The sequence below is a fragment of the Pseudovibrio sp. SCP20 genome (genome assembly GCF_057774105.1).
This window is the reverse complement of sequence record NZ_JBYMDH010000004.1, coordinates 213,022-238,218: the sequence shown is the minus strand read 5'-3', so window position 1 is coordinate 238,218 and position 25,197 is coordinate 213,022. Positions and strand designations below refer to the sequence as shown.

At 50.7% G+C, this 25,197-nt stretch carries 29 protein-coding genes; 20 read left to right on the top strand and 9 right to left on the bottom strand.

Translation table 11 applies throughout. From position 1 onward, the window contains the following. Nucleotides 1-181 precede the first annotated feature (181 nt). From AC3CB2_RS16925 to AC3CB2_RS16900, 6 genes are all read left to right on the top strand, one after another. On the top strand, nt 182-1,798 hold the full coding sequence (locus AC3CB2_RS16925; protein ID WP_352934632.1) for a glutamate synthase-related protein: 1,617 nt from the start codon (nt 182-184) through the stop codon (nt 1,796-1,798). Nucleotides 1,799-1,839: 41 nt separating this feature from the next. Then, nucleotides 1,840-2,109 carry a hypothetical protein gene (locus AC3CB2_RS16920; RefSeq protein WP_352934629.1) on the top strand — a complete coding sequence of 90 codons (270 nt, stop codon included), beginning with the start codon at nt 1,840-1,842 and terminating at the stop codon, nt 2,107-2,109. After that, nucleotides 2,109-2,276, top strand: coding sequence for a hypothetical protein (locus AC3CB2_RS16915; RefSeq protein WP_157039310.1), 168 nt, complete (start codon nt 2,109-2,111; stop codon nt 2,274-2,276). Before AC3CB2_RS16920 ends, AC3CB2_RS16915 begins: the two co-directional genes overlap by 1 nt. Beyond that, complete coding sequence (locus AC3CB2_RS16910; protein ID WP_352934626.1) at nt 2,273-3,340, top strand: Rieske 2Fe-2S domain-containing protein; 1,068 nt, start codon at nt 2,273-2,275, stop codon at nt 3,338-3,340. The genes AC3CB2_RS16915 and AC3CB2_RS16910 overlap by 4 nt, the downstream gene beginning before the upstream one ends. Beyond that, nucleotides 3,340-4,110, top strand: coding sequence for a hypothetical protein (locus tag AC3CB2_RS16905; protein WP_054784292.1), 771 nt, complete (start codon nt 3,340-3,342; stop codon nt 4,108-4,110). The genes AC3CB2_RS16910 and AC3CB2_RS16905 overlap by 1 nt, the downstream gene beginning before the upstream one ends. Before the next feature lie 221 nt (nt 4,111-4,331). Beyond that, nucleotides 4,332-4,991: a glutathione S-transferase family protein gene (locus tag AC3CB2_RS16900; RefSeq protein WP_352934623.1), complete on the top strand. Its 660-nt coding sequence runs from the start codon at nt 4,332-4,334 to the stop codon at nt 4,989-4,991. 67 nt (nt 4,992-5,058) lie between these two features. Here AC3CB2_RS16900 and AC3CB2_RS16895 read toward each other — a convergent pair whose 3' ends face one another. Next, nucleotides 5,059-5,892 (bottom strand): transporter substrate-binding domain-containing protein, encoded by an 834-nt coding sequence (locus AC3CB2_RS16895; protein ID WP_352934620.1) that lies wholly within the window; start codon nt 5,890-5,892, stop codon nt 5,059-5,061. A gap of 193 nt (nt 5,893-6,085) precedes the next feature. On the opposite strand from AC3CB2_RS16895, the gene AC3CB2_RS16890 reads away from it, so the two are divergent. Next, the gene (locus AC3CB2_RS16890; RefSeq protein ID WP_244529453.1) at nt 6,086-6,841 is read left to right on the top strand and encodes an amino acid ABC transporter permease; all 756 of its coding nucleotides are present in this window, start codon (nt 6,086-6,088) and stop codon (nt 6,839-6,841) included. A 15-nt stretch (nt 6,842-6,856) separates the two neighbouring features. On the opposite strand, the gene AC3CB2_RS16885 is transcribed toward AC3CB2_RS16890, so the two are convergent. Continuing rightward, a complete protein-coding gene (locus AC3CB2_RS16885) occupies nt 6,857-7,315 on the bottom strand; it encodes an NUDIX hydrolase (RefSeq protein WP_352934617.1) in 459 nt (152 codons plus the stop codon). Nucleotides 7,316-7,690: 375 nt separating this feature from the next. Here AC3CB2_RS16885 and kynU point away from each other — a divergent pair, with 375 nt between their 5' ends. From kynU to AC3CB2_RS16850, 7 genes are all read left to right on the top strand, one after another. Then, nucleotides 7,691-8,923: a kynureninase gene (kynU, locus tag AC3CB2_RS16880; RefSeq protein WP_352934614.1), complete on the top strand. Its 1,233-nt coding sequence runs from the start codon at nt 7,691-7,693 to the stop codon at nt 8,921-8,923. Nucleotides 8,924-8,925: 2 nt separating this feature from the next. After that, nucleotides 8,926-9,768, top strand: coding sequence for a tryptophan 2,3-dioxygenase (kynA, locus tag AC3CB2_RS16875; protein WP_054784288.1), 843 nt, complete (start codon nt 8,926-8,928; stop codon nt 9,766-9,768). 318 nt (nt 9,769-10,086) lie between these two features. Continuing rightward, nucleotides 10,087-10,860, top strand: a complete 774-nt coding sequence (locus tag AC3CB2_RS16870) for an ABC transporter ATP-binding protein (protein WP_008552365.1) — start codon at nt 10,087-10,089, stop codon at nt 10,858-10,860. Then, the gene (locus tag AC3CB2_RS16865) at nt 10,860-11,630 is read left to right on the top strand and encodes an ABC transporter ATP-binding protein (protein ID WP_352934609.1); all 771 of its coding nucleotides are present in this window, start codon (nt 10,860-10,862) and stop codon (nt 11,628-11,630) included. Before AC3CB2_RS16870 ends, AC3CB2_RS16865 begins: the two co-directional genes overlap by 1 nt. Nucleotides 11,631-11,644: 14 nt before the next feature. Next, nucleotides 11,645-12,517 carry a branched-chain amino acid ABC transporter permease gene (locus AC3CB2_RS16860; RefSeq protein WP_352934606.1) on the top strand — a complete coding sequence of 291 codons (873 nt, stop codon included), beginning with the start codon at nt 11,645-11,647 and terminating at the stop codon, nt 12,515-12,517. Nucleotides 12,518-12,531: 14 nt separating this feature from the next. Then, nucleotides 12,532-13,512, top strand: a complete 981-nt coding sequence (locus AC3CB2_RS16855; protein ID WP_083417138.1) for a branched-chain amino acid ABC transporter permease — start codon at nt 12,532-12,534, stop codon at nt 13,510-13,512. 82 nt (nt 13,513-13,594) lie between these two features. Next, on the top strand, nt 13,595-14,794 hold the full coding sequence (locus AC3CB2_RS16850; protein WP_014283934.1) for an ABC transporter substrate-binding protein: 1,200 nt from the start codon (nt 13,595-13,597) through the stop codon (nt 14,792-14,794). Nucleotides 14,795-14,860: 66 nt separating this feature from the next. Here AC3CB2_RS16850 and hemP read toward each other — a convergent pair whose 3' ends face one another. Then, nucleotides 14,861-15,028, bottom strand: a complete 168-nt coding sequence (hemP, locus tag AC3CB2_RS16845) for a hemin uptake protein HemP (RefSeq protein ID WP_014283935.1) — start codon at nt 15,026-15,028, stop codon at nt 14,861-14,863. Nucleotides 15,029-15,327: 299 nt separating this feature from the next. On the opposite strand from hemP, the gene AC3CB2_RS16840 reads away from it, so the two are divergent. From AC3CB2_RS16840 to tolA, 5 genes are read left to right on the top strand one after another with little or no spacing between them, the layout of a single operon-like run. After that, nucleotides 15,328-15,771, top strand: coding sequence for a hypothetical protein (locus AC3CB2_RS16840; RefSeq protein ID WP_014283936.1), 444 nt, complete (start codon nt 15,328-15,330; stop codon nt 15,769-15,771). A 51-nt stretch (nt 15,772-15,822) separates the two neighbouring features. Continuing rightward, nucleotides 15,823-16,548 carry a MotA/TolQ/ExbB proton channel family protein gene (locus tag AC3CB2_RS16835; protein ID WP_208982449.1) on the top strand — a complete coding sequence of 242 codons (726 nt, stop codon included), beginning with the start codon at nt 15,823-15,825 and terminating at the stop codon, nt 16,546-16,548. Beyond that, nucleotides 16,538-16,921, top strand: coding sequence for an ExbD/TolR family protein (locus AC3CB2_RS16830; RefSeq protein WP_352934600.1), 384 nt, complete (start codon nt 16,538-16,540; stop codon nt 16,919-16,921). The genes AC3CB2_RS16835 and AC3CB2_RS16830 overlap by 11 nt, the downstream gene beginning before the upstream one ends. A gap of 33 nt (nt 16,922-16,954) precedes the next feature. Next, complete coding sequence (locus AC3CB2_RS16825; protein WP_352934597.1) at nt 16,955-17,341, top strand: ExbD/TolR family protein; 387 nt, start codon at nt 16,955-16,957, stop codon at nt 17,339-17,341. Continuing rightward, the gene (gene tolA / locus AC3CB2_RS16820; RefSeq protein WP_352934594.1) at nt 17,338-18,624 is read left to right on the top strand and encodes a cell envelope integrity protein TolA; all 1,287 of its coding nucleotides are present in this window, start codon (nt 17,338-17,340) and stop codon (nt 18,622-18,624) included. The genes AC3CB2_RS16825 and tolA overlap by 4 nt, the downstream gene beginning before the upstream one ends. Before the next feature lie 53 nt (nt 18,625-18,677). Here tolA and rirA read toward each other — a convergent pair whose 3' ends face one another. Then, nucleotides 18,678-19,148: an iron-responsive transcriptional regulator RirA gene (gene rirA / locus AC3CB2_RS16815; RefSeq protein WP_037038081.1), complete on the bottom strand. Its 471-nt coding sequence runs from the start codon at nt 19,146-19,148 to the stop codon at nt 18,678-18,680. 286 nt (nt 19,149-19,434) lie between these two features. Between rirA and AC3CB2_RS16810 the strand changes: the two genes are divergently transcribed. Then, nucleotides 19,435-20,109 (top strand): GntR family transcriptional regulator, encoded by a 675-nt coding sequence (locus tag AC3CB2_RS16810; RefSeq protein ID WP_352934591.1) that lies wholly within the window; start codon nt 19,435-19,437, stop codon nt 20,107-20,109. Between the two features lie 78 nt (nt 20,110-20,187). On the opposite strand, the gene AC3CB2_RS16805 is transcribed toward AC3CB2_RS16810, so the two are convergent. The 5 genes from AC3CB2_RS16805 to AC3CB2_RS16785 all read right to left on the bottom strand — a co-directional run bounded on the left by AC3CB2_RS16805 (nt 20,188) and on the right by AC3CB2_RS16785 (nt 25,177). After that, a complete protein-coding gene (locus AC3CB2_RS16805) occupies nt 20,188-21,768 on the bottom strand; it encodes a BCCT family transporter (RefSeq protein WP_008552453.1) in 1,581 nt (526 codons plus the stop codon). 17 nt (nt 21,769-21,785) lie between these two features. After that, nucleotides 21,786-22,928: a mandelate racemase/muconate lactonizing enzyme family protein gene (locus AC3CB2_RS16800; RefSeq protein WP_037038110.1), complete on the bottom strand. Its 1,143-nt coding sequence runs from the start codon at nt 22,926-22,928 to the stop codon at nt 21,786-21,788. A 54-nt stretch (nt 22,929-22,982) separates the two neighbouring features. Beyond that, nucleotides 22,983-24,158, bottom strand: coding sequence for a UxaA family hydrolase (locus AC3CB2_RS16795; protein WP_352934587.1), 1,176 nt, complete (start codon nt 24,156-24,158; stop codon nt 22,983-22,985). Then, on the bottom strand, nt 24,158-24,493 hold the full coding sequence (locus tag AC3CB2_RS16790; protein WP_352934585.1) for a carbohydrate kinase: 336 nt from the start codon (nt 24,491-24,493) through the stop codon (nt 24,158-24,160). The genes AC3CB2_RS16795 and AC3CB2_RS16790 overlap by 1 nt, the downstream gene beginning before the upstream one ends. A gap of 306 nt (nt 24,494-24,799) precedes the next feature. Beyond that, nucleotides 24,800-25,177 carry a nuclear transport factor 2 family protein gene (locus AC3CB2_RS16785; RefSeq protein ID WP_352934583.1) on the bottom strand — a complete coding sequence of 126 codons (378 nt, stop codon included), beginning with the start codon at nt 25,175-25,177 and terminating at the stop codon, nt 24,800-24,802. Nucleotides 25,178-25,197 lie beyond the last annotated feature (20 nt).

Below are 25,197 nucleotides of genomic sequence, written 5' to 3'. Positions count from 1 at the left end.
GCAGTTATTCTTGGACACTCTCAGCTTACAACATCAATGCACCGGGATGTTTCGGACATGTATTTTGCAACTGTGCCAAATAGAACAGTTAAGGATAAGTACGTAGAATAGCTTGGTGATCTGACTTTTTGAAATGCACTCAAACAGCTGCAAGGCTGTCAAAGCGTAAGGATGCCGCTGAATGCGTAAGGTGCAAGTTGCTGCATTAAATGAACTGGAAGATCGTAAACCTGCTCATGCACTTGTTGGTGAGGTAGACCTCGTCATTGTTAGGTTTGATGAGGATATTTCCGTCCTGTATGGCCGCTGTTTGCACCGTGGCGCTTTGCTCTCAGATGGGTATGTCAGAGGACGAAACCTGATCTGTGGTCTTCATAACTGGGATTACCGATTAAACTCAGGTGTTAGTGCCTACGACAACAAAGAGTGCCTGCAAAAGTTCACCCACTTCGTGGAAGATGATGCTGTCTACGTCGATGAAGACGAAGTCAAAGCCTGGGCAAAAGACAACCCTCAGCCATACTTCCGCAAATCGTATCTTGGTGAGTATGCCGACTTTCACGGCACCGAAGAAGAACCTCACAACAAGCTAATCCAGAACTATGCACGCGCCGGTTTGAAACAGACAGGCCACCATGGTGCTATCGAAGCCATGGGCGTACCAACCACTGAGCTGCCTCAGTGGGAAGACATTCAGATCCTGACTGCCCAGCTGCACAGACCTCCGCGCTTGGATGAGGAGCCTGTAGGTACTGATGTGGTCATCGGCCCGAAAGCGCAAAAGCCGCTGCGCCTGCAAATTCCGCTCTTCGTTTCGGATATGAGCTTTGGTGCACTTTCTGAACCAGCCAAAATCGCCCTTGCTCGTGGTGCTGAAAGTGTTGGCACAGGTATCTGCTCCGGTGAGGGCGGAATGCTGCCGGAAGAACAGGCTGAAAACTCCCGTTACTTCTACGAACTCGCCTCGGCACGCTTCGGCTTCTCATGGGAGCAGCTGGAACGAGTACAGGCCTTCCACTTCAAAGGCGGACAGGCTGCCAAAACCGGCACAGGCGGACACCTGCCTGCGGCGAAGGTAACTGAAAAAATCGCTGCGGTGAGGGGATTGAACCCTGGAGAAGGTGCAATCTCTCCAGCCCGCTTTCCTGAATGGATGAAGCCTGCAGACTTCCGCAATTTTGCAGATGAGGTACGCGACAGAACGGGCGGTATCCCAATCGGCTTCAAGCTCTCTGCGCAGCATATCGAAAAAGACATCGATGCCGCGCTGGAAGTGGGCGTGGACTACATTATCCTTGATGGACGAGGCGGCGGTACGGGTGCGTCTCCGTTGGTGTTCCGTGATAACATCTCAGTTCCAACCATCCCGGCTCTCGCAAGAGCACGTCGGCATTTGGACCGAAGTGGTCAGCGGGATGTAACGCTCGTCATCACAGGCGGCCTGCGTAAGCCCGAAGACTTTGTAAAAGCAATGGCTTTGGGAGCAGACGCAGTAGCTTTGGCAAACGCTCCGATGCAAGCAATTGGCTGTATTGCCATGCGCGCATGCCACACCAACAACTGCCCGGTTGGCATTGCGACCCAGAAAGATCACCTCGTCGCCCGGCTGGAAGTCGAAAAATCCGCCAAGCGCTTGGAGAAGTTCTTCTCAGCCTCAGTGGAACTGATGAAAGTCCTCGCCCGCGCATGCGGGCACGCTCATATCTCAGATTTCTCAGTCAACGATATCACCAGTTGGAAGAAAGAAATGTCAGAGCTCGCTGGCATCAGTTGGGCAGGGCATGGTCCAAATGAGTGAAAGAGACGTTAATCGCAGAACAAGATCAGTAGGTTGCAGATATGGTTGTTGCTGAAAGTATTATTCTGATTGCACAAATTTACTGCGTGATTGGTCTGATCGTGGCCTTCGCTTTCATAACCATCGGGCTAGGGCGTATTGAGCTGGCGGCTCGTGGAGCCTTTCTGTTTCGTCTGCAAATTATCCCGGGTCTTATCCTGCTCTGGCCAATCGTCATTGTTCGCTGGGTAGCGCTGGAGCGCTCAGGCGAGAAGATCCTGCTGGATAAGGAAGAAGCCGAACTGCACAAAGATCAGGAGGGCAAAAAGTAATGCAACGCGCCTACCGCAAAGCCCACCGCACCATATGGTTTGTCCTAGCTTTTCTCATTCCAATCATTCTTGGGCTCGCACTTTTGATGCGCCCCACCGGAACGCATGAAGAACCACCCGTTCCACTCGATGATGCTGCTAAATCGGTTCTGGAGGCAAACCAGTGAGTGTTAAATATGTGCCAGTGATCTGGAACCGAACGAAGTTTGTCTACGATGCTGTCGTGCTGGCAACCGTTGGGGCTTATCTGGGAATCTACATTTACGTCGCACCCATGTTCCAAACGGTGACAAGGCCGATTGATTGGGACATCTACAAAGCACAGGCCTTTGGAACTTGTGTCTTTTTCCTGCTCACATTCATCCTATGCATCGGCCCAATGGCTCGCCTGGATAAGCGATTCCTGCCGTTGCTCTATAACCGCAGACATCTGGGTGTGATCACCTGTGTTCTGGCCTACTTCCATGTCGACAATATCCTTGGTTGGTACAATGCATTCTCACCAATCAACCGCTATGTTTCAGTCTTCATGGTCAACACAAGCTTTGACCGTTTCCTCGGATTTCCTTTTGAAATACTCGGCGTATTTGCTCTTCTGATCCTGACAATCCTCGCCGTTACCAGTCATGATTTCTGGCTCCACTTTCTAAAGCCAACCCTATGGAAGTTCCTCCATATGGGCATCTATCTGGCATATGCGTTGATCGTGGCTCATGTCGCTCTTGGAGCACTCCAAAGTGCCGCTGGTCCGTTCATGACCACCGCAGTTGGTGCATCTGTTGCTTTGGTTGTCTCGCTTCATCTGCTCGCGGCTCGCAAAGAGCATCTCATAGACACGCAGCAAAATGACGTCGATGACACCGGCAAATGGATGGATGCTGGTGATCCAAAAGATGTGCCGGACAAACGGGCACGGATTATCTCAATCACAGATGATGAACGTGTGGCTATTTTCAGAAACGGCAAGAAGCTCTCAGCGATCTCCAATGTCTGTGCCCACCAGAATGGACCTCTTGGAGAAGGTAAGATCGTATATGGCTGTGTGACATGCCCATGGCATGGCTATCAGTATCGTTTGGAAGATGGGAAATCGCCTCCTCCATTCACGGAGAAGATCTCCACTTATCGGCTCAAGCTGGAAAATGGTCGCCTCTGGCTGAACATTGAGGCACTGCCTCCGGGCACGTATATCGAACCTGTCGTATCCCCGATGGTTGCGGAGGGAAGCTAATGGCCAAGAAGAAACCTGATCCCTTCTTTATCGGTTGGGCGAAGAAACCGCCTAAGAGCCTTCAAGGCTTCCTGTTCCTGATTTCGGCTGTGTTGGTCGGCGCTGCTGCAGGTGTTGCGCTGGGCATTGGCTCGTCTGTGCCTGATCCCGGCGATGCCCGTTTTGCTTGGGGCGCGGGCTATCAAACCTTTACAGGGTATGTCGATGCCAAACCCTATCCGTTACTGCGCCTTCCAGCCGGTGAGGACGGCCGCGATAAACCGCATGCCATGCTGATTTCAGGCGTTGGTAAACGGGGGATGCAGCAGCTTGCGGGCCCGCTGGATGGTCAGCCTGTCGATGCTGGCGGCATTCTGCTCAAACGTGGTGATCTGGATATGCTGCAGGTTGGCGGCAAGGTCTCCTTGCGTGCAGCTGAAAATCCGGTGCCCAACTTCACTCCAGCACCGGCTGAGCACCTGGGCAAATGGCGGCTCACAGGCGAGATCTGTGATGGCAAGTGCTACAACGGTGCAATGCGCCCGGGCGTGGGCTTAGCTCACAAAGCCTGCGCCAACCTCTGTATCATTGGCGGTATTCCTCCGGTCTTCGTCACCACCACACCTCTGCTGGGCAGCGAGTTTTTCCTTCTGGCAGATGAAAACGGTGAGCCTCTGAGTTCTGAGGTTGAAGACTGGGTTGCTCTGCTGATCTCACTGGAAGGCGAAGTGGAGCGCCGCGATGATCTCATGATCTTCAAGGTGAACTTAGATAGTGCCAAACAGCTCTGATCCGTGAGATAAAGGCTAACGGCGGCAATGCAGAGTGCCGCCCAAAATACAGCGTACCCAAAGGTTGAAGTGGCGCAACAATTCATAGACTGCTAAAAACACCAAGTTTGCAGTGCAACACAAATTGTATTGCGTCCTCCTCCCGAGGTGCTCTTGTCTGCCGCGTGTTCCCAAGCATGTGCGTGAAGCAGCACCGTTGCTAAGCACAATCTGGTGATCCAATGATACAGTTTTTTGCCTATCCAGAATCCGTCTTCTGCGCGAAAGTTCGCATTGCGCTGGACATGAAGGAACTGGATTACGCCGAAGTGCCGCCGCCTGATGGGTATGGATCAATAGCATATAAAAAGATTGTTCCGGCAGGCTCCATTCCGGGCCTGAAGGATGAAAGCGCAGCGCTGTCAGATTCAAATGCGATCCTTGAATACTTAGAAGAAACTGCACCTTCTCCAGCCTTGCTACCTGAACACCCTGTTGAACGCGCGCAGGTGCGAGCGCTCATGGGGTTACACGACACCCGTATTGAACCTTCCGTTCGTGCCTTCTATGCACCGATCAAAGCCGGGAAGTCGCCGAGCGATGAGATCTACAGGCAACTGATTGAAGACATGAGTGCTGCATTCGAGCGTCTGGAAGATATGATCGAGGCAGCGCCATACGCGGTTGGCCATCATGTCACTTTGGCCGAATGCGCTTTTGCAACCACCTTCTCTCAGGCACAGCAGCTCGCGTTTCTGTTTGGTGGTGAGCTGAAGTTGAAGCCCAAGTGCCAGCGTTGGTGGCAGGCAATGCAGTCTCTGTCTCATGCGGCCTCCTCGATTGATATCAATCGGAAGGCCATGCAGGACTGGGTGGCGAAGTTCATCCAGGTAGATGCATAGGGAATGCTGAAACCAAAAGAAAAGGCGCCGCAAATGCAGCGCCTTTTTTGCTTGTATGTGCAGCTTCTTACTGCGCCAGTCCCCATTTCTGGGCTGTTGCATCAAGGAAGCCATTCATCTTCTTAATCTTGATCCAGTTGTTGATGTAGTTGATCCAGACTTGATCATCCTGTGGCATCAGCATCGCGATTGGTGTCGGGTTTCTGCTCTTAGCAACTGGCACGTTGGTGATCTGCTTGAACTTTGCTTTCAGCGTTGCACCTTCAATGTTGGAAGTGATGAACACATCAGCACGGCCAGAGAGCACTTCCTGATATCCGCGAGCAGGGGCCTCAACAACCTTGATGGTTGCATTTGGGAACCATTCCTTGCTCAACTTCTCAAAGGTGGTGCCAAGAGTAGTCGCGACGGTCACGTCTTTCTGGTTGATGCTGTCCCAACTGTTGAACTGTTCAACTTTGTTGCTGGTCGTAAACGGCAGAATCTCAACGGAGATGTAGCTCTCAGAGTAACCAGCCACCTTCATGCGGCTCGGAGAGATGGAGGCAGAACCAGTCAGGTTGTACTTGCCAGCTACGATGCCGTTCACCAGCGTTTTCCAATCGGTTGGAACAAAGGTGAGCTTCACGCCAAGATCAGTGGCCAGCTCATTCATGATGTCGATATCATAGCCCTTGTACCCATTGCTGGCAGGATCACGGACAGACATTGGGTTCCAGTCGCCGGTTGTTCCAACCTTCAGCTCGCCAGAGTCGAGAATTTCATTGAGCGCGGATTGCGCAAATGCGGAGCCGGAGAACAACGTGCCCACGGCAAAAAGTAAAGTAAGAAATGAGCGTAGCATCTTCATGAGAGTTCCTTGAAACGCAGTTGGAATCTGGCCCACTGCAAAACTAGTCATTTTAGCGCCAACTACAATGCCGTTTTGGTAAGAAAAATGACTTCAACTAATTGTGTGCGGTAAGTCCCTATAAGATTTGTATAAGAGCGCACGACACTCTAGGTTTTGTGTCCGGCAATTTATCTGTGTTGAGGCAGATACATGAGCTGCTTGCATCTTTGGCTTCTGGCAGCAGCTCTTTATACATTGGAAGGTGGATACCTTGAAATTCCGAAATGCAGCAGTGCTCGCCGCATTGGCAGTTGTTTTGGCGGGCTGTTCTGGAGATCAATGGGGCTGGTATGTGGTCTCACCGGAAACGGAGACGGGCAGAGTCAATCTCGGTTTCATGATTGCAGGGCTGCAAGAAACAATCAGTGTTTCACTTACAGCAATCGCTATATCTATGCTCGTTGGCCTCTTTGTTGCTCTGCCGGGGCTTTCAGATAACAAGTTTGGCCTTGCCTTCAACCGAACCTACGTTGAAGTTGTCCGTTCAGTGCCAAGCCTTGTGCTGATCTTCTGGGTCTATTATGGTCTGCCGGTTGTCGCGAACATTTCGATCAATGTCTTCTGGGCAGGCGTATTAGCGCTCGCTTTGTCGGACAGTGCATTTCAGGCAGAGATTTTTAGAGCGGGCATTCAGTCCGTTGATAAAGGGCAGATCGAAGCTGGTCACTCGCTCGGTCTGAGTTATTTCCAACGCCTTCGCTTCATCATTCTTCCGCAAGCCATCCGCCGCATGCTGCCGCCTTTGGGCAATCAGCTGGTGTATATGCTGAAGATGTCCAGTCTCGTGTCCGTTATTGGTCTGCAAGATCTGACAAGACGCGCAAATGAGCTCGTGGTCACAGAGTACAGACCACTGGAGATCTACACAGTTCTGGTGCTGGAGTATCTGGTTCTGATCCTGATTGTATCTCAGGGAGTACGTTGGCTGGAGCGACGCTTTAAAGCGGAGCGGATCTGACAAGCAGCCCGAAAATCAGTCTTCGTCCGGAGACCAGTTTGCCAGCAATGCCTTCAGTTCTGGCTCATCAACAGCATGAACAGCATCGCGCACGGAGAACCATTTCCGTGTGCGTTCATCCTTTTCGGGCCAATCGTCAAGCATTTCCGTGACTTCCAATGGAAATACTTTTACGCGGCATGGAATAGGTTCTTTGGTTACGCGCAGCTTAGGATAATGATAGATACCTGCAGCTTGTTCGGTAAGCTTACCCCGAATACCTGCTTCTTCAAAGGCTTCCTGCTCTGCAGCTTCCCCGCCATTTAAATCCTTCATAGGCCAGCCTTTAGGGAGAACCCAGCGCTTGGTCTCGCGGGAAGTAATCAGAAGAATTTGCAGTTTACCTTTTTTATTCTTTTTGAAAGGCAGCGCAGCAAACTGGCGTTTTGGTTCTGGCCAAGTTTGCGCCTCTGTCTTTCTTAGGGCGCTCTTCATGGGTATCTTCCTTACAGTGATCCGGCCTTTTCCATTCTTGTTTGACACGGGTCTTTGGCCGTGAGCGGATCTTTCCTTTGTTACGCTAAGAAGTTGGATCTGCCCCTGATGATCAATTGTACTGCTTATTAAAATTCAGCGCTATTGCAAGATGTCGCTGTCAAATCGGCTCAGCCGAGCCAGATTTATTTCCTTTTTTGCATATTTAGAATATTTGTTCCGATTTTTCCAGATAATACTTTTTACCTAGACTTCATGGTGAGACTGTTGCTAAAAATACTTTAAACTTGAAATATTAAAAAATGGAATCGACGCTCGGTTTCTATTAGATGCCAATCCGAGCGCGATCACAAAAAGATAATAGGGGGCCTGACAGTGGAACTGGATGCAGTAAGCATTGAGCAAAGAGACTCAGCTGATCCACTTGCTCATTTGCAGCAGTTATTCTCAATTCCGGATGGGATTATCTATCTGGACGGCAATTCTCTGGGCGCTCTACCCCAAAATGTGTCTTCAGTTCTCACCAACGCAGTTGAAGAGCAATGGGGCAAGAGCCTCATCAAAGGCTGGAACTGTCATAACTGGATTGATCTGCCTAGCAGAGTAGGCAACCGGATTGCAAAACTGGTTGGCGCTGAAGAAGGCACTCTAATTTGTGCCGACAGCACATCTTTGAATGTCTTCAAAGTCCTCGCAACAGCTATGAAGCTGCGTCCGGGCAGAAAAGTCATTCTTTCAGACACAGGCAACTTCCCAACAGACCTTTATATGGCGCAAGGCCTAAAAGAGCTGATTGGCGGTGATATCGAGCTTCGTCTGGTCGCACCGGAAGAAGTTGAAACTGCTCTGGATGAAACCGTTGCAGTTATGATGTTGACGGAAGTTGACTACAGAACCGGTCGCAAGCACGACATGAAAGCGCTCACCGAAAAGGCGCATTCAGTTGGTGTGCTGGCGATGTGGGACCTGTGCCACTCTGCAGGTGCATTTCCCGTTCATCTCAAGGAAGCCAATGTCGATTTTGCTGTTGGGTGTTCCTACAAGTATTTGAATGGCGGACCCGGCGCGCCAGCATTTGTCTATGTCGCGCCAAAACATCAGGCCACTTCTGGTAATCCGCTAACAGGTTGGATGGGCCATGATGCCCCCTTCGCCTTTGATCTGGGCTACACGCCCTCTGCAAAAACAGATCAGATGCGGGTCGGTACACCACAAGTGCTTGCCATGACCGCGTTGAATGCCTCTCTGGATGTGTTTGATCATACCAACTTGGAAGCATTGCAGGCCAAGTCCATCGAGCTGAGTGAGCTATTTATTTCAGAGGTCAAACGCCGTTGTCCTAACCTGGAGCTTGCCTCACCGATTGATCCGATGAAGCGCGGGTCGCAGGTCTCTTTCCGACACGAACAAGGTTATGCGGTAATGCAAGCGCTTATTGATCGCGGTGTGATCGGAGACTTCCGCGCACCAAACATCATTCGCTTCGGGTTTGCGCCGTTGTACCTCTCATTCGCAGACGTCTTTAAAGCAGCTGAAATTCTGGAAGAAATTATTGCAGGTGATCTCTGGGACAAGCCGGAGTACCACCAGAAAAGCAAGGTTACATAAGCATGGTTGAGAGCATTAATCGCGAAATGGAGCATCACGGGGCTGAGCTCTCTTTCAAAGAAAACATGTCCTATGGTGACTACCTGCGCCTGTCAGATGTCTTGGGAGCTCAAGCACCTTTGACAGATGCACATGATGAGCTGCTGTTCATCATTCAGCATCAGACCGCCGAACTCTGGATGAAACTGGCAATTCGGGAAATGTCAGAGGCGTGCAACTGTCTGGCTCAGGATGAGTTTGCTCAGGTCTCAAAGCTTATGGCTCGCGTAAACAAGATCTTCTCTCAATTGAATGGTGCTTGGGATATCCTGCGCACCATGACGCCGAGCGACTACACCACCTTCCGCGACAGCCTTGGCAAATCATCTGGCTTCCAGAGCTATCAGTATCGGGCGATCGAGTTTGTGGTTGGAAACAAGAACCCGGCGCTGATGAAACCGCATGAGCATATGCCTGAAGTCTCAAAGTGGCTTCATCAGATTTATGAGGCTCCTGGCATCTATGATCAGATGGTGCGTGCACTGGCACGTGCTGGCTTCGAAATCTCGGATGAAGTGCTCAAAAGAGACGTTACGAAACCTTATACAACCGATGCGTCTGTTCAGAAGGCTTGGGAAATAATATATCGCAATCCGCGTGATAATTGGCATTTCTACGATCTAGCAGAGAAGCTAATCGACTTTGAAGATTTTTTTCGGCGATGGCGATTCAATCATCTCACAACCGTAGAGCGTATTATTGGAAGCAAAATGGGCACCGGAGGCACCTCTGGAGCGCCATACCTGAAAAAAATGTTGGATACTGTGTTGTTTCCAGAACTTTGGCAGGTGCGCAGCGATCTGTAAGATTGCTGCGAAAATTACCTAATTTGTGAAATTATTTTGTTCTAAAAACCATTGAAACTGCGCATATAAGTGGAATTATCTATATGTTTCAGGCAATATATGCGCAGTCGAAGCTGTTTTCTTGCAACTTATGGGAAGGTTGTAAGGGAATGGAATCTGGAAAGTTTCACTCAACTTGTCCAGACAGAACCACAATAATCGAGTGTTATGGCTGCAAAAGGCGCGGACTTCTGCCTTGAAATAATATGCTACTAAGGGCATTAGGTAGGAGCTTGACAACAATAAAACGCCAGTCCTTTGCAGTCTGGGGGGATAATAATGCTGGAAATCGAACAGCTGTCGAAGCAATTCGGCGGTTTTAGAGCCGTAAATAATTGCTCGTTTTCGGTTCAAAAAGGCACAATCACAGGTTTAGTTGGCCCGAATGGCGCTGGCAAAACCACAATGTTCAATCTCATTGCCGGTGCCTTTCAGCCAACTGCTGGAAAAATTCGTTTTTTGGGAGAAGATGTAACCAGCCTCAGCTCTGATCAGCTGTTTCATAAAGGCTTGGTACGCACCTTCCAGATTCCGCACGAGTTTCATCGTCTGTCTGCATTGGAAAATCTCATGCTGGTTCCACCTTCACAGAAGGGGGAAAGCTTGTTCCAGAACTGGCTCAGCTATGGCAGCGTAAAAAAGCAAGAAGAAGAAGTGCGCCAGAAAGCTCTGGAAACTCTTGAGTTTCTGGAACTGTCTCACGTTGCAAATGAGCGTGCTGGCAATCTGTCGGGGGGACAGAAGAAGCTTCTTGAGCTTGGCCGCACCATGATGACTGATGCAAAGCTTGTTCTGCTGGATGAGCCAGCTGCAGGCGTCAACCGTACTTTGCTGCGCCGTTTGGAAGACAAAATCCTAATCCTGAACAAAGAACGTGGTTACACCTTCATTCTGATTGAGCACGATATGGAGATGATCGAGAAGCTTTGCGATCCGGTCATCTGTATGGCCGAAGGCTCTGTTCTCATCGAAGGTGACTTCCAGACCGTTCGTTCAGATGCGCGTGTGCTGGAAGCCTACCTGGGAGAAACGGTTGGGGAGGCTGCACTCTAATGACTTCTCAAGCAATTGCAGAGCAACCAATGTCCAAGAACTTCGCGCAACAAAAATACTCCGGCAAGCCAATCCTCACCATGACAGGCGTTCGTGGTGGTTACGGTGATGCAGACATCCTGCAGGGTGTCGATATGCAGGTGACCGAGCAGGAAATCGTCGTGATTGTTGGCCCGAACGGCGCAGGCAAGTCGACCGCGATGAAAGCGATCTTCGGTCTGCTGAAAGTTCGTGGAGGTTCTATCGTTGTCAACGGAACCGACATTGCAGGCTGGAAGCCAAACCGCATCGTTCAGCACGGTGTCTGCTACGTTCCTCAGGTGAACAACATCTTTCGTGAGATGACCATTCACGAAAACCTCGAAATGGGTGCCTTCCTTAGGAAAGGCGACATTTCTGAAAGCTTGGAAAGGGTCTACACCCTGTTCCCGGATCTCAAAGAGCGTCGCAACGCATTGGCTGGCAACCTGTCCGGCGGTCAGCGCCAGATGGTTGCGATGGGCCGCGCACTGATGCTCGACCCGTCTTTGCTTCTTTTGGATGAGCCAACCGCTGGCCTTTCTCCAAAGTACATGGAGCAGATTTTTGAGATCACCCGCAACCTGCGTGATGCAGGTCTTTCGATCTTGCTTGTAGAGCAGCATGCCAAGCAGGCGCTTGCATTTGCTGACAAAGGCTATGTTCTCGCCGCTGGTAGCAACCGGCACGAGGGCACCGGTCAGGAACTGCTTGCAGATCGTGAAGTCGCTGAAATGTTCCTCGGTGGGTAATAAGGGAAAATCCAATGTCATTCATGGAATTCGTCAATTTTTACCTCATGCCGGGGATCGTGCTGGGCTCTATCTACGCTCTGGGCGCGGTCGGCATCACGCTTGTTTTCGGCATCTTGAGATTTGCACACCTCGCGCACGGTGACCTTGCAACTCTTGGTGCTTTCGCAGCTTTGGGTGTGGTGACCATCTTTGGTGTGAGCCCTTGGGTTGCTCTACCGGTTGCGATGATCGTTTGTGCCATCATGGCCATCGGTATCGATAAAGTGTTTTATGACTACCTCTCCGAACGTCCGAAGATCATCGTCGTGATGTCGTCACTCGGTATCGCATTGATGCTGCGTGCTGTTGTTCAGGTGATCTGGGGTGTTGATACAGAAACCTACACACGCGGCATCGTTCGTCCGGAAGATTACTGGGGCATCCGCATCCGTGATCGTGAGATCTACACCATCATTGCGATGTTCGTGATTGTTGGCGTGCTTTGGGCATTCCTGCAGAAGACTAAGTGGGGCAAGGCCATGCGTGCCATGTCGGACAACCCGGATCTTGCCCTGCTTTCCGGCGTCGACAACCGTAAGATCACAATGCTGACCTGGGGCATTGTCGGCATCCTGTGTGCAGCTTCCGGGTTCTTCCTCGGCATCAACACAGAGCTGAAGCCTCTCATGGGCTGGACAATGCTTCTGCCAATGTTCGCAGCTGCAATTCTTGGCGGCGTGGGCCGCGTAGAAGGTGCTGTTATTGGCGGCCTCATCGTGGGTATCGCCGAAGAAACATCCGTTCTGTTTATCCCAGGAGAGTACAAAGCCGCCATGGCATTTGCGATCCTTCTGCTCATCCTTCTTGTGCGGCCAACCGGTCTGCTCAAGGGTAAAGTTCTGTAGGAGGGAGAAGAACCATGGAACTCATCGGTCTGCTTAACTATGCGGTGTTCATGGCGATCTTTATCGGCATTTACTCCCTTCTCGCTCTTGGTCTTAACATTCAGTGGGGCTTTTCAGGCCTCTTCAATGCCGGTATCGCTGGTTTCTTCGCGGTTGGTGCCTACACATCAGCACTGTTGACAGCACCTGAGTCCTCCGTGCATCTGGGGGGCTTCCAGTTACCTGTCGTAGTCGGTTGGATCGGGGCGATGATCGCTGCTGGTGCAATCGCATGGCCAATTGGCAAGGTGTGCTTGCGCTTCCGTTCCGACTATCTGGCAATCGCGACCATCGGTGTGGCTGAGATCATCCGTCTCGTCGTCAAATCCGAAGGCTGGATGACTGGCGGTGCGCGTGGCGTTAACAAGATCCCACGTCCATTCGGTGATCTATCTTACTTGTACTCGCAGTTGGCCTATCTCGCGCTGGTTCTGGCAATTGTTGCAGTTGTGTACTGGGCGATTGAACGCCAGATCTCTGCCCCTTGGGGCCGTATGATGCGCGGTATTCGCGACAACGAAGATGCCGCAACGGCGATGGGTAAGGATATCAAAGCCCGCCGACTGGAGGCGTTCATCTTCGGTGCTGCTGTGATGGGCCTTGGTGGTGCGCTCTTTGCTCACTTTAACCGTTCCATAACCCCAGAAGCCATCGATCCGATGATCGCCACATTCCTGATCTGGATTATGTTGATCCTCGGCGGTTCAGGAAACAACCGTGGTGCGCTTCTTGGTGTTGCCGTTGTCTGGATCATCTGGTCTGCCTCTGAGTTTGTAACGGACCAGCTGCCAACCGAATACGCCATCAAGGCAAAGTATATGCGCGTATTCATCATTGGCTTGCTTCTGCAGTTGGTCCTTCGGTTCAGACCGGAAGGTATCTTGCCGGAACCTCAGGGAACCGCAGATAGACCAGAAGTCAAAACCTTTCAAAAACAAGAAAGTGCAGCGAAGTAACGCCAGCACTCATAGAAAATCAATTTTAACGCCCTGACCAATCCGGAAACCGTTTAAAACAGGGCTCTTTGGAGGTGAACTGATGCTTAAGAAAATCGCATTGGCAGCAGGCTTGTTCAGCGCTACTGCACTTGCATCCAACGCTGTTCAGGCTGATGTGAAAGTCGGTCTTCTGGGAGGTATTTCTGGCCCGATCGCAGCAATGGCTCCACCAATGCTGGACTCTGCGAAATTGGCTATTCAGCAGGTAAACGAGCAGGGCGGTATTCTGGGTGGCCAGAAGCTGGAAGCTGTTGTTGGTGATAGTGCATGTAACCCACAGAACGGTGTTGATGCAGCAACCAAACTCGTAAACATCGAACAGGTGGCTGGCCTGATCGGCCCACACTGCTCCGGTTCTGTTCTGGCCGTTGCAAACTCCGTAACCGTTCCAGCCGGAATCACTCTGATCACACCATCCGGTACTTCCCCTGAAATCACAGGTCTGGAAGATAAAGGTCAGGTGTTCCGTACTGTACCGTCAGATGACTTCCAGGGACGTTCCCTTGCACGTACTCTGCTGAACCTCGGCACCAAAAAAGTAGCTGTTGCATACCTGAACAACGACTACGGCAGTGGTCTGGCAAACGCATTCAAGGTTGAGTTTGAAGCAAACGGCGGCGAAATCGCTGGCTACGCAGCTCACGAAGAAGGTAAGGCGTCTTACCGTTCTAACCTCGCTGAGCTTTCCCGTGGTGGTGCTGATACACTCGTTATCTTCGATTACGGTGATGGCACTGGCCTGACCATTCTGCGTCAGGCGCTGGAAAACGGCTTCTTCACCAACTTCGTTGGCGGCGACGGCATGAAGTCTGACGCAATCATCCGCGAACTGGGTGCTGAAAACCTGACAACCTTCATCGCATCTTCTCCAGTCGGCGAGAAGTCCAACAGCCTTGAAATCTTCAACGAAGCTTACAAGTCCGTTGGTGGCAACCCAGATGCAATCTTCGTATCCAACTCATACGATGCTGCATTCCTGATGGCGCTGGCTCTGGAAAAGGCTGGTGGTGACGCTGCTAAGGTTTCCGAAGCAATGTCTGCAGTGTCCAACGGTCAGGGCGAAGCAGTTCTCCCAGGTGAATGGAAGAAAGCAGTTGAGCTGATCGCAGCAGGCAAAGACATCGACTACAAAGGCGCATCTGGCGACCTGAACTTCGATAATGCTGGCGACGTTCCTGGTTCCTATGGCCTGTTCAAGGTCGAAGGCGACGCGTTCGCTCTGCAGCAGGCTCTGAACTAAGCTTCAGCACAGTCTAAAGGAAAGAGCCGGCCTCATCTCAGGCCGGCTTTTTTCATGGACAATTGCTCACTTAGTGAGAATCAACTTGCCAAGTTTCGTGATCGACAATCGGTAGAGATCCTCGCGGTGGGAGATTGTGATCTCACGCTCATCTCCAAAGAGTGCCTTGCTATCTACAGTGCGCTCATGTGGCTGATTTTGAGAGCTTTCCTGAGTTTTTTCCATGTCAGTCATTCGCCTCAGCCTTTCCCCAATTTTGGCTAGAGTGGACAGTCGCGATACCCTCAAGAGCTAGGGGGGCTCTATCGCGTTTAATTCTTGACTTTATTATTCATGTTTTATTACAAGTGCAATGCCTGCTCGTTAAATCCTGGAGATCGCGTCCTTCAGTATTCCGTCTTGGGGCAGGTTTAGTATCGATGCGCAAGCCAGCTGTTTCTCTCTCCCTCAACAGCCAGCCAGCCCACGATATCCTTGATATCTGCGACTGATTTGCATTTGCAACTAGGTTTGAATTTTTGGGTTGGGGTCCTATGAATAAGTTGGTTAAGCTGTTTTCTCTCGCTCTTGCTCCCTTGTGGATAACGCAGATAACTGCGGTTGAGGCAGCAAACACGACAAGTAATCCGGTGATCGCTCTGCAGTTGAACAAAGCGGAGACCACACAAAGCGGATGCCGTGTAAGCCTTCTTGTACGCAATCACCTGCAAGATGAGATCAAGCAGCTGGCTTTGGATCTGGTAGTGTTTGATAGTACTGGCGGAATCTCTGATTTCCTCAGCATGAAGACGGGGCGCCTACCTTCCGGAAAAACCCGCGTTCAGCAGTATGATCTTCCATCCAGCAGTTGTGCAGACATCTCCTCGCTGCTTATCAATGACGTCAGCCAGTGTGAGGGAACGGAAAATGTCTCTCCAGCTAGATGCTTAGACTCATTGAATGTATCTTCCCGCGCTGCGATAGAACTAACACTCTGAACCGCTGCAGAACCGAACTAGAAAAACTACGAGAATTCCAGAATGAATGCCATGATTGAAAACCTGGGCCTGACCGCAGCAGTAAGTCCGTTTATGGATCTGCTCGCAAAAGGTGGCGTCGTCGTTGGATTGCTGCTGGTTATCAGTGTACTTGCTCTGACAATTGTTTTCGCAAAGCTCTGGCAGTTCTGGGTGGCTGGCGTTGGTCGCCATCGCAAAGCAGAACAGGCCGTTGCTTTCTGGCGCGTTGGCAAGCGGGACCAAGCCTACAAGATCGTGGTGACTGATCGTTCTCCGGTTTCAGACGTACTGGCCCACGCTATGCGCGGTCTTATGAAGCCGCAGGTGCCAGAAGAAAAGGTGCGAGAAGACGTAGAGCGCGTCTGCTTTACGCATTTGGGAGATCTTCGCAGCTATTTGCGCGCATTGGATATGATTGCTCAGATCGCACCGCTGCTCGGCTTATTTGGTACTGTGCTTGGTATGATTGGTGCCTTCCAGGCTATGGCAGATGCAGGTTCTCAGGTTGATCCATCCACTCTGGCAGGTGGCATCTGGGTAGCGCTTCTGACGACTGCTGTTGGCCTCGCCGTTGCAATCCCGGCCTCCGTGATGCTGTCCCTCTTCGAAGGCCGCATTGAACGAGAGCAGGGAGCTATGGAGAAAATCGTCACTGAGCTCTTCACTGGGGCTGTGACATCAATTGCGACACAAACAGAAGAAGTAGAGCGCGTAGGCAAAGAGCCACGTTTTGAGGTGGTCCACGATGCGCCTTAGTGAGGCTCCCAAACGCAGTCGTGCTCCAGGTCTCACGTCACTGATTGATGTGATCTTCCTACTCCTGATGTTCTTTATGCTCGCATCCACATTCTCGATTTATCAGAAGCTGGACGTGACATCAGGCGCTGAAGGGGTTGGCCAAATGGAGCAGTCTCCTATCCTCCTGCAGGTTTTCGGAGAAGGGCAGCTGTCAGTGAATGGTGATCGGGTAAAGGTCGAAGTGTTGATCGCAACACTTGAAGAAGCTGGCATTGAAAAGAACCGGCCTGTTGCGATTATTCCAGCCAAAGACTCCACGGTGCAGGATGTTGTGAGTGCGCTCGAGATGCTCAAGACAGCAGGCTGGTCCGCTACGATTGTCGGCAATTGAATTCAGAATATTGCGAAACAAGAAGTTTAAAGAATGCGTCTGAAGACAAAACCACAAAAGAGGACATTGGAGAACACGATCCCCTTGATCAATATCGTGTTTTTGATGCTCATTTTCTTCCTCTTTGCAGGTTCTATCGATAGGGACGATGCAAAAAATGTCAGCCCTGCAGAAACGCAGGAGCAATCCAGTCGTGAACTCATCGCCGGAGCACTTATTATCGCGCCTGATGGTACGATGACCCAAAACGAACAGCCAGTTCAGGTTGAGAATCTAATCCCACTTGAGGGAAGTGAAGAACCTTTGATGGTTGTCGCCGATAAAGCACTCTCCGGCCAAACGCTGGCAAGAACTCTCGCTGCGCTTAAGAAGCAAGGCTTTTCTGATGTCACACTTGTCACTGTGAGGGCATCACAATGAAGCGCGGGATACGGAGAAAAATCGGTGGTTCTGCTTTAACCACAGCCTTGCTGGTTTCAGTGAGCGTTCACGCAGCTGGCTTTGCATGGTTCTATGCTCGAGCCCCTGAAGTTCAGGTTGCTTCAACGCGATCAACGTCACTTTCAGTTGTTGGTTCAATTGAGGATCTGATTGCTGGCACTAAAGAGGTCGTTGAACCGATCGAGCCAGATCAACCGGATGAGATTGAGCCGCGTGAGTTCGAAACTGAAACACCCGTTGAGCAAGTCAAAGAAGTTGAGCCTGTAGAGCCAATTGAGGTTACTAAAGCAGAGATCACGCCAGTCCAACCCGTGGAGCCGATTGTTCCTCAAGCTGTAAAGCCTGAGGTCGTGCCGGTTACAGAAGGCGTTACGATTAAGGCTGATGTTGAGCCAATCAAACCCAAGGAAGAGCTGGAACCTCTTGAGCGCCAGGTTCAACCAGAACAAATCCGGCCGGCTGAAGTTCAGGAAGTAAAGCCTCTCGAAGTTGCTAAGATCCAACCTCTTGAACAGTCAAAGCCAGTAGAACAGGTAAAGGAAGTTGAGCCTGTAAAGCTGGAGGAGCTTGAAAAAGTCGTTCAGCCGGATGAGGTAAAACCGTCCGAGCCAGAGAAGTTGGAAGAAGCTAAGCAGGAAGAGCCTGAAGAGCTAAAGCCAGTTGAAAAGAAACCTGCAGAACCAGTTGAAGACAAGAAAGAGCTAGAGGCAAAGCCTGTCGAAACTGAGGTTGCAGCAGTAACAGTTCCGGTTCCACGCGCGGCACCGCCACGTCCAAAGCAGGTGCAGAAAGTCAAACCCAAGAAAACTGCGAAAAAGGCTCCAACAAAAGCTAAGAAAGGGCCGGCCAAGAAAGCTGGTAATGCGGATGTCAACTCAGTTCGCGGCTCCAAGGTTGCCCGCAAAGGTTCCAACTCTGCAAAGAAGGGTAACAACATTGCCGGCTCCGGTGATAGTGCAGGTAATGCGGCGACAAGCAACTACTGGGGCAAGGTTCAGAAGAAGATTCAACGTGCAGCTGACCGAAGGTATCCACGTCGAGAGAAGAACCGGAAAAAGTCAGGTGTTGTTCGTGTGAGTTTTGTTGTTCATCGTGATGGTGCTGTGACAGGGATCAAGTTAACTCGTTCAAGCGGAAACAAGCGTTTTGATCAGGCTGCTTTAAAAGCTGTGAAAGCAGCAGCTCCCTTCCCATCATTCCCATCTTCGATGAGAAGCGGGACGGTATCCAGAACAGCTCCAATTGTGTTCAGAGCGCAATAACAAAAAAGGCAGCGAGTTATCGCTGCCTGATCATCTCGTCTATGGGGTCGCGCTTATTCAGCTGCGGCCATATTTTTTGGCAGAAGCGGGTCTTCAATCTGCAGCAGATGGCGAATGCTCGCACGGTTATCTGCAAGGTCTGCAATCGTGCACTTGTCGAGCACACCAAGGAATGCTTCCAGCGCTTCATGCAAAACAGAGTTGAAGCCACAGTGGTTGACGAGCGGGCAGTCCTGACGGCCACTGTCAAAGCACTCAGCAAGAAGGAATGACTCTTCAGTTGCACGCACCACCTGTCCAACGCTGATCTGTTCAGCAGGACGTGGCAACACGATACCACCGTTGCGTCCCCGGATGGTTTTCATCAGGTCAGCATCAACGAGCACCTTCATGATTTTGAAAAGGTGGGTTTCCGACATGGAAAACGAAGCTGCGATCTCCGCAACCTTGCTTGGCTTGTCAGGATTTGCCGCACAATACATCAGGGCACGTACAGCATAGTTGGTTTGTTGAGTGAGTCTCATAGTATTAGCTATGCGTCTTCCGGCGTCTGTCGTCAATCAAAATATGCATCTCTAACTCAAGAATAAACCATTCCCAGTTTAGAGTCATTAAAAACTTTGCCGGAGCAGAAAAGAAACCCGACGCTGCCTTTTCGCAAATGCACGCGCAAAATATACCTAAATCGTGCAGCTCCTTCAATAATCACAAAGCAAATATCTGGAGTGCCAAACTCGTCATTTATTCAGCAAGCTAATGGTGATACAGCTCAATGCAGAGAGTGAACACGACGGACGTGATTGAGTTCCAATGAAGATTTCAAAACAAAGCCTTGAGGAGCAGGCCGCAGATTTTCTGAGGCAGCAGATTTTGGCAGGTCATTATGTCTCAGGCGATAAGCTTACGGAAAGTACGCTTGCCAAGGATCTGGAGCTTTCACGCACAACTGTTCGCATGGCGTTGAACACTCTCGCAAGTGAAGGCCTTGTCTCACAGAAGCCATACGCAGGTTGGAGCGTTACCACGCTCACTGATCATGATATCTGGGAAATCTACCATCTGCGTGTCGCTCTGGAGAGCCAGGCAGCGCAAATGGCGGCAGAAACGATCACACCTGAAAAAGCTGTCCGCCTGCGTAAAGAGCTGGATGTCTTTAAAGAGATTTGTCAGCAAGATGGTGTCTCCATTACCGAAGTCACATTCTACGATTTCGAGCTTCATAAGCTGATCATCGAACTCAGTGAAAGCGCGCGGCTCGCGCACATGTATAAGAGCGTGATCAACCAGCTCTCAATTTACATCCGCATCACTCACTTCGATTTCGATATCGAAGACAGCGCGAACACTCACATCGGTTTGGTAGAAGCAATCTGTGCAGGTGAGCCAGATAGAGCCCGCAAGCTTGCGATTGAGAACATCAGCACCTTCACAGAAATGGGTCACAAGCTGAAACATGAACACACCAAGCAGATGGATGAAGACTAAACTCGTTTGTTGGAATGTTTGAAGCAATAAAAAAGGGCGGCCCGGAGGTCGCCCTTTTGCTTTGCCTGAGGAGGATGCTTATTCCGCTGGAACAGCATCTGCTGTTTGGCGGGACTGCCGGAGAATATCTTCGCCACTTGTTAAAGCGAAGTCCTCACGCATCCACTTGATAAATCCGTAAACCATATAGCCGATGATAAACATCAGTGGGATAGAGGTTACGATGGCACATGTTTTGATGGTGTTCAGTGGGGCATCAATGAACATCATCGCAAGTGGAACAGCAGCCAGCATCACACACCAGAACAGGCGCAGCATTGGAGATGGCTCTTCGTTTTCTTTAAGACCCTTTGTGGAAGTTGCAGCCATGGTGAATGCAGCAGAGTCCAGAGTGGTTGCCAGGAAGAGAACGGAAACCAATGCGAACAGAACGATGAAGATCGCGCTGAATGGCAGTGAGTTCATAACCTGAACGATTGCCTGGTTGCCTTCGCCGGAAGCCACGAGACCAGCAACATCAACAAGACCGTTCACGTTTGCAGACTGAGACAGACCGCCAAGGATACCGAAGAAGAAGAAGCAACCTGCACTACCGCTCAGCAGCATGTTCGTGATGACACCACGGATGCTACGTCCCTTGGAGATCTTGGTCACGAAAATGGATACGAATGGAGTGTAGGTGATCCAGTAGAGCCAGTAGAAGATGGTCCAACCTTCTGGGAAACCACCGTTTTCAACTGGATCGGTGTAAAGGCTCATACGCACGAAGTCCTGCAGCATGATGCCAAGACCATTCACGGTAGACTTCGCGATGAACATGGTTGGGCCGATCAGGAACACAGCAATACAGAAGCCGATTGCCAGGTAAGTGTTCATGGAGCTGATACGCGCCATGCCCTTCTGAATACCCACGTAAGAGCTCAGAGAGAAGAACGCAGAGATAATCAGGATCAGAACCAGGTTCACGTTGAAGGTTGGCTCAATACCGATCAGAGAAGACAGGATCTCAGAAACCATCGGCACGGATACACCAAGGGTGATGGAAAGTGCGCCGAAGATGGTGAAGATGAAGATCACGTCAATCACGCGGCTGATTGCACGCCAAAGCGGAGTGATCGGCTTGTTGCCACGGATAGCAGTACAAACAGCGGAAAGGCTGAGGCCAGGGTTTTTACGAACGTGGAAGTGGTAAGCCACTGGCAGGGATACGATGCAATACGCTGCCCAGGCACTGAAGCCCCAATGGAACAGATTGTATGCAGTGCCCAGCTCATAAGCTGCTGTTGTACCAGTCTGAACACCCAGAGGAGGGGCGTTGAAGTAGTATGCCCATTCTGTGAATGCCCAGTAGACGGTTGCGGAACCCAAACCCGCACAGATCATCATGGAGACCCAGGCGAACGTGCTGTATTCTGGTTTTCCTTCGCCCAGACGGATGTTGCCGTACTTGCTCAGGCCAAGTGCAGCAAGAAAGATGACAGATCCAAATACAAGCACCAGCACTGGCGTGCCAAAGATCGTGTTGAATGTGCTGAATAGATAGTTGGCGATTTCGTTGCCCTTGTCAGGGAAGACGGTTAGGCCTGCAACAATAGCAACGACAAAGCTCAGACTTATCGAAAGTAGAAAGGTGTCTAATCTTTTCCCAGTGTTAGACATTTGTTTTTCCTCCATCTTCAAGCGTAGGCCGGTTGGGCGTTCACTTGATATTTTTTGATTAGGTCTTCGTTCAGCTCGATCCCAAGGCCTGGGCGATCAGGAACAACAAGCTGCCCCTCAGCGAAGACCACTGGCTCTTTGGCCAGCCCGTTACCCGCCACCAGCGGGCTATTGCTCTGGGAGTATTCCATCAGGTTTCCATGCTCACATGAGGCAAGGAAATGCACAGAAGCGGCGAGCAAAATGTCTGTGCTGAACCCATGAGGAATGAGTTGGACACCGCGCATCTGCGCCATGTCATAAATCTTGCGCATCTCGGTGATGCCACCGCAACGCGTGATGTCTGGCTGGATGATGTCTGGCTCACAGCGCTCCAGCATGTCGTGGAACTCGCGGCAAGTGGTCAAAGCTTCACCACCTGCGATTTTTTGAGAAGCCTGACGTCCGAGCTTTACGTAACCACGCTCGTCATCCGCCATGACAGGTTCTTCAATCCAATGCAGGTTGAATGGTTCCAGACGTTTGCACATCTGCAAAGCGTGAGAAGCTGTGCGCCATTTGGTGGCAAGGTCGATCTGCAATTCAATGTCCGGACCTATGGCTTCACGGACAACACGAACGATTTCGTAATCGACATCTGGATCATCGCCCAGAACACCACCACCGAACTTCAGGCTCTTGAAGCCCTTGGCCACCAGATCCTGTGCGATCTTGCGGTTGTCTTCTGGGTTATCTGCCGGGATGAAAGTGCCGTAAGCCGGAATACGGTCACGATACTTCGCTCCCAGCAGAATATGCAGTGGCACACCATAATGCTTGGCGGCGATGTCCCACAGTGCAATATCGATAGCGCTCATGGCATGAATGCCAGCCCCGCGGCGGCCAACATAGTTGCTGGACCAGTACATCTTGTTCCACAAACGGCTGATTTCCAATGGATTTTCGCCAATCAGCAGGGACTTGAGACCAGTGCAGTACAAGTTGGACTGCGGGGCTTCAATGAGTGCTGCAATCACGGATGGCGAGCTGTCTGACTCCCCAAGCCCCACAAGACCTGTGTCTGTGTGGATGCGTACGATCAGTGCATCTTCGCCCCACTCGCAGTTTTGTGCGAGCAATGGAATACGAAGATGGATGACCTCAACATCAGTGATCTTCATTTTGTTCTCCCTGATGCGCTGGCTTTTTTTGCAAAGGCCTGCGCGTTGTTTTGATTATTCTGCGGGGATTGAAAGCAGCCGCTCGACGCGCTGATCTTTCTGAATGAGCGAGCAGTAGGCGTAGCCAAAGTCTTCAATGGCTGTCTTTTCGCCGTTGATCACGCCAGCAAGTGTTTTCAGGATTTCTTCTGAGATATTCTCGAGGCTGTCTTCACCGCGCATGATGCCGGTTGCATCAATGTCGATGTCTTCATTGATCAGCTGACTGTTACCACTCACGCGGATGACAGGAACGATGGGGTTGTTAAAGCCAGCACCACCTGTGGTCCAAAGGATTACCTGACAGCCAAGTGCTGCAAAGTGCATCGCTGAACCACCACAAAGCATTGTAGTTTCGGACAGGTACATGCCTGGCACCTCAGGCTTTTCCAGCTTCTTGGCATTGATGCGCAAGATGTCCTGAATTGGCTTGGAACCAGTTTTCGCAAGAGCGCCGAGGGATTTCTCTTCGATGGTTGTCAAACCGCCGATGCTATTGCCAACACTCATGGTTTCAACCTGAGTGCCTTCCACGTGCCAGCGCTTCTCTTCATCACTGATCAGTTGCTCAATCTTCTCAAACACCTCAGGCGTAACCGCACGCTCTTTGAGAATGTGCTCACAACCCAGCAACTCCAGAAGTTCACCGGCAACAGCAGAAGCACCCATGTCAATCAGCTTGTCTGCTGCAAGACCAACACTTGGGTTAGAAGCAATGCCAGAGCTCGTGTCTGAGCCACCGCACTTGATGCCGACGAACAGCTTGCTGATCGGAGCATCCACCATCTCGGTTGCATTTGCGTGATCGACAATCGCAGCAATGCGCTTCAACCCTTCGCGAATGGTTGAAACGGTGCCGCTTTCTTTAATGCAAGTCAGGGTCTCCACTGGACGCCCGGTAGCGCGGATTGGCCCAGCCACCAGATCAGGAGCGATGCTGCCGCAACCCATATTAATCACCAGCGCCCCGGCGATGTTTGGGTTGGTTGCAGCGTTGATCATGGTGCCAATCATCTCTTCGTTGCCACCATACATGCAGGTATTGTAGTTGGTAACGACGACACTACCGGGCGTCTTTTCGGAGATTGCGCGGGCGATGCCCTCGGCGCATTCATCTGCTGCGATAATCATGATGAGGTTGCGGATGCCGACAGACCCATCTGCTCGCTGATAGCCTCTGAACGTCTGCATCAGTCCACCTCAATTCCCATCTGGGTGATGATTTCGCTGATCATCACCTCTGGAATATCCAGATTTAAGCTTCGAATATTTTGAACGTGAGCAAGTTGTCCTTGTGGGACAGGCTTGATCGCCTTGCCAACCGCGACGCCACCTTTAATCAGGTGGTCCTCTGGTTTCATGGGGCGCAGTGCGACTTTGTTGCCAAAGGGAATAGCTTGCAGAAGTTCCAGCTCTCCCAGGCTTTCGTTCTGTTCGGAGATCACCAGAACTGTTTCGCCCTTGCCGGCATCTTCCAGCAGGGTTGCAACATTGTCTGCAGCATTAAGGCGTAGTGCCTTTATCATAATGTACTCCGTCGATTGTCCTACAATCGACTATTACATAAAATGCACTTTAAGTCTTGAGAAAAATCAATATTGTCTGACAATCTTGTCGCAGGTGGTGTGATGCCTATTAGATTCAATAGGTTAAAGCCCACAAGATTTCTCTGTTATCTTCGATTTTGAAGTTGTTTTTGTTTTTGTAGGTAAAAGAAAACACCCGCAGTTACGCAAAACCACGGGTGTTTCAAAGCAAAAAAGCACGATGCAATAGGGTGAGCCTTGCATCGTGCTTGCTACTGAAACTCAAAGGGTAGTGTGTAGGTTCACCTATAAAGGAGAGACATCCACGTAGACTTGATAGTCAAAGATCAAAGCATCCTTCAGCTTCAAAACTGCTGAGAAGGGGATTTGAAGCGTGCTTTTGTCGTGCCGGATGTAATGCACCTCACCAGTGCATATGACTGTATCCTCAAAAGTCCAGCTGTCTTTAAGTGTATGAGACATAGCTGCAATGGACTTAAAGAACGCTGCATTCGCATCAACGACGGCTGCATACCCAACAATCTCATCGAAGTTGCCAAGCTGGAAGCGGACGTCTGGTGATAGAAACGCTCCAACTGCGTCTGCATTCAATGAATCGACAGCTTTATAGAGTTGCTCTGCAAAGTCTCGAGCGTTCAGGGAAGTTTCGCTAACAATAGTCATGGGGCGTCCTTTCATTATAT

Excerpts from the sequence above, each read along its gene's own strand:
- AC3CB2_RS16835 (WP_208982449.1), top strand. The coding sequence starts at position 15,823 with ATGATTGAAAACCTGGGCCTGACCGCAGCAGTAAGTCCGTTTATGGAT.
- AC3CB2_RS16795 (WP_352934587.1), bottom strand. The coding sequence starts at position 24,158 with ATGCAGACGTTCAGAGGCTATCAGCGAGCAGATGGGTCTGTCGGCATC.
- AC3CB2_RS16905 (WP_054784292.1), top strand. The coding sequence starts at position 3,340 with ATGGCCAAGAAGAAACCTGATCCCTTCTTTATCGGTTGGGCGAAGAAA.
- hemP (WP_014283935.1), bottom strand. The coding sequence starts at position 15,028 with ATGACTGACATGGAAAAAACTCAGGAAAGCTCTCAAAATCAGCCACAT.
- AC3CB2_RS16840 (WP_014283936.1), top strand. The coding sequence starts at position 15,328 with ATGAATAAGTTGGTTAAGCTGTTTTCTCTCGCTCTTGCTCCCTTGTGG.
- AC3CB2_RS16860 (WP_352934606.1), top strand. The coding sequence starts at position 11,645 with ATGTCATTCATGGAATTCGTCAATTTTTACCTCATGCCGGGGATCGTG.
- AC3CB2_RS16850 (WP_014283934.1), top strand. The coding sequence starts at position 13,595 with ATGCTTAAGAAAATCGCATTGGCAGCAGGCTTGTTCAGCGCTACTGCA.
- AC3CB2_RS16925 (WP_352934632.1), top strand. The coding sequence starts at position 182 with ATGCGTAAGGTGCAAGTTGCTGCATTAAATGAACTGGAAGATCGTAAA.
- AC3CB2_RS16915 (WP_157039310.1), top strand. The coding sequence starts at position 2,109 with ATGCAACGCGCCTACCGCAAAGCCCACCGCACCATATGGTTTGTCCTA.
- AC3CB2_RS16790 (WP_352934585.1), bottom strand. The coding sequence starts at position 24,493 with ATGATAAAGGCACTACGCCTTAATGCTGCAGACAATGTTGCAACCCTG.
- AC3CB2_RS16785 (WP_352934583.1), bottom strand. The coding sequence starts at position 25,177 with ATGACTATTGTTAGCGAAACTTCCCTGAACGCTCGAGACTTTGCAGAG.
- tolA (WP_352934594.1), top strand. The coding sequence starts at position 17,338 with ATGAAGCGCGGGATACGGAGAAAAATCGGTGGTTCTGCTTTAACCACA.
- AC3CB2_RS16830 (WP_352934600.1), top strand. The coding sequence starts at position 16,538 with ATGCGCCTTAGTGAGGCTCCCAAACGCAGTCGTGCTCCAGGTCTCACG.
- kynA (WP_054784288.1), top strand. The coding sequence starts at position 8,926 with ATGGTTGAGAGCATTAATCGCGAAATGGAGCATCACGGGGCTGAGCTC.
- AC3CB2_RS16895 (WP_352934620.1), bottom strand. The coding sequence starts at position 5,892 with ATGACTAGTTTTGCAGTGGGCCAGATTCCAACTGCGTTTCAAGGAACT.
- AC3CB2_RS16825 (WP_352934597.1), top strand. The coding sequence starts at position 16,955 with ATGCGTCTGAAGACAAAACCACAAAAGAGGACATTGGAGAACACGATC.
- AC3CB2_RS16900 (WP_352934623.1), top strand. The coding sequence starts at position 4,332 with ATGATACAGTTTTTTGCCTATCCAGAATCCGTCTTCTGCGCGAAAGTT.
- AC3CB2_RS16855 (WP_083417138.1), top strand. The coding sequence starts at position 12,532 with ATGGAACTCATCGGTCTGCTTAACTATGCGGTGTTCATGGCGATCTTT.
- AC3CB2_RS16865 (WP_352934609.1), top strand. The coding sequence starts at position 10,860 with ATGACTTCTCAAGCAATTGCAGAGCAACCAATGTCCAAGAACTTCGCG.
- AC3CB2_RS16810 (WP_352934591.1), top strand. The coding sequence starts at position 19,435 with ATGAAGATTTCAAAACAAAGCCTTGAGGAGCAGGCCGCAGATTTTCTG.
- rirA (WP_037038081.1), bottom strand. The coding sequence starts at position 19,148 with ATGAGACTCACTCAACAAACCAACTATGCTGTACGTGCCCTGATGTAT.
- AC3CB2_RS16885 (WP_352934617.1), bottom strand. The coding sequence starts at position 7,315 with ATGAAGAGCGCCCTAAGAAAGACAGAGGCGCAAACTTGGCCAGAACCA.
- AC3CB2_RS16920 (WP_352934629.1), top strand. The coding sequence starts at position 1,840 with ATGGTTGTTGCTGAAAGTATTATTCTGATTGCACAAATTTACTGCGTG.
- AC3CB2_RS16805 (WP_008552453.1), bottom strand. The coding sequence starts at position 21,768 with ATGTCTAACACTGGGAAAAGATTAGACACCTTTCTACTTTCGATAAGT.
- AC3CB2_RS16800 (WP_037038110.1), bottom strand. The coding sequence starts at position 22,928 with ATGAAGATCACTGATGTTGAGGTCATCCATCTTCGTATTCCATTGCTC.
- AC3CB2_RS16870 (WP_008552365.1), top strand. The coding sequence starts at position 10,087 with ATGCTGGAAATCGAACAGCTGTCGAAGCAATTCGGCGGTTTTAGAGCC.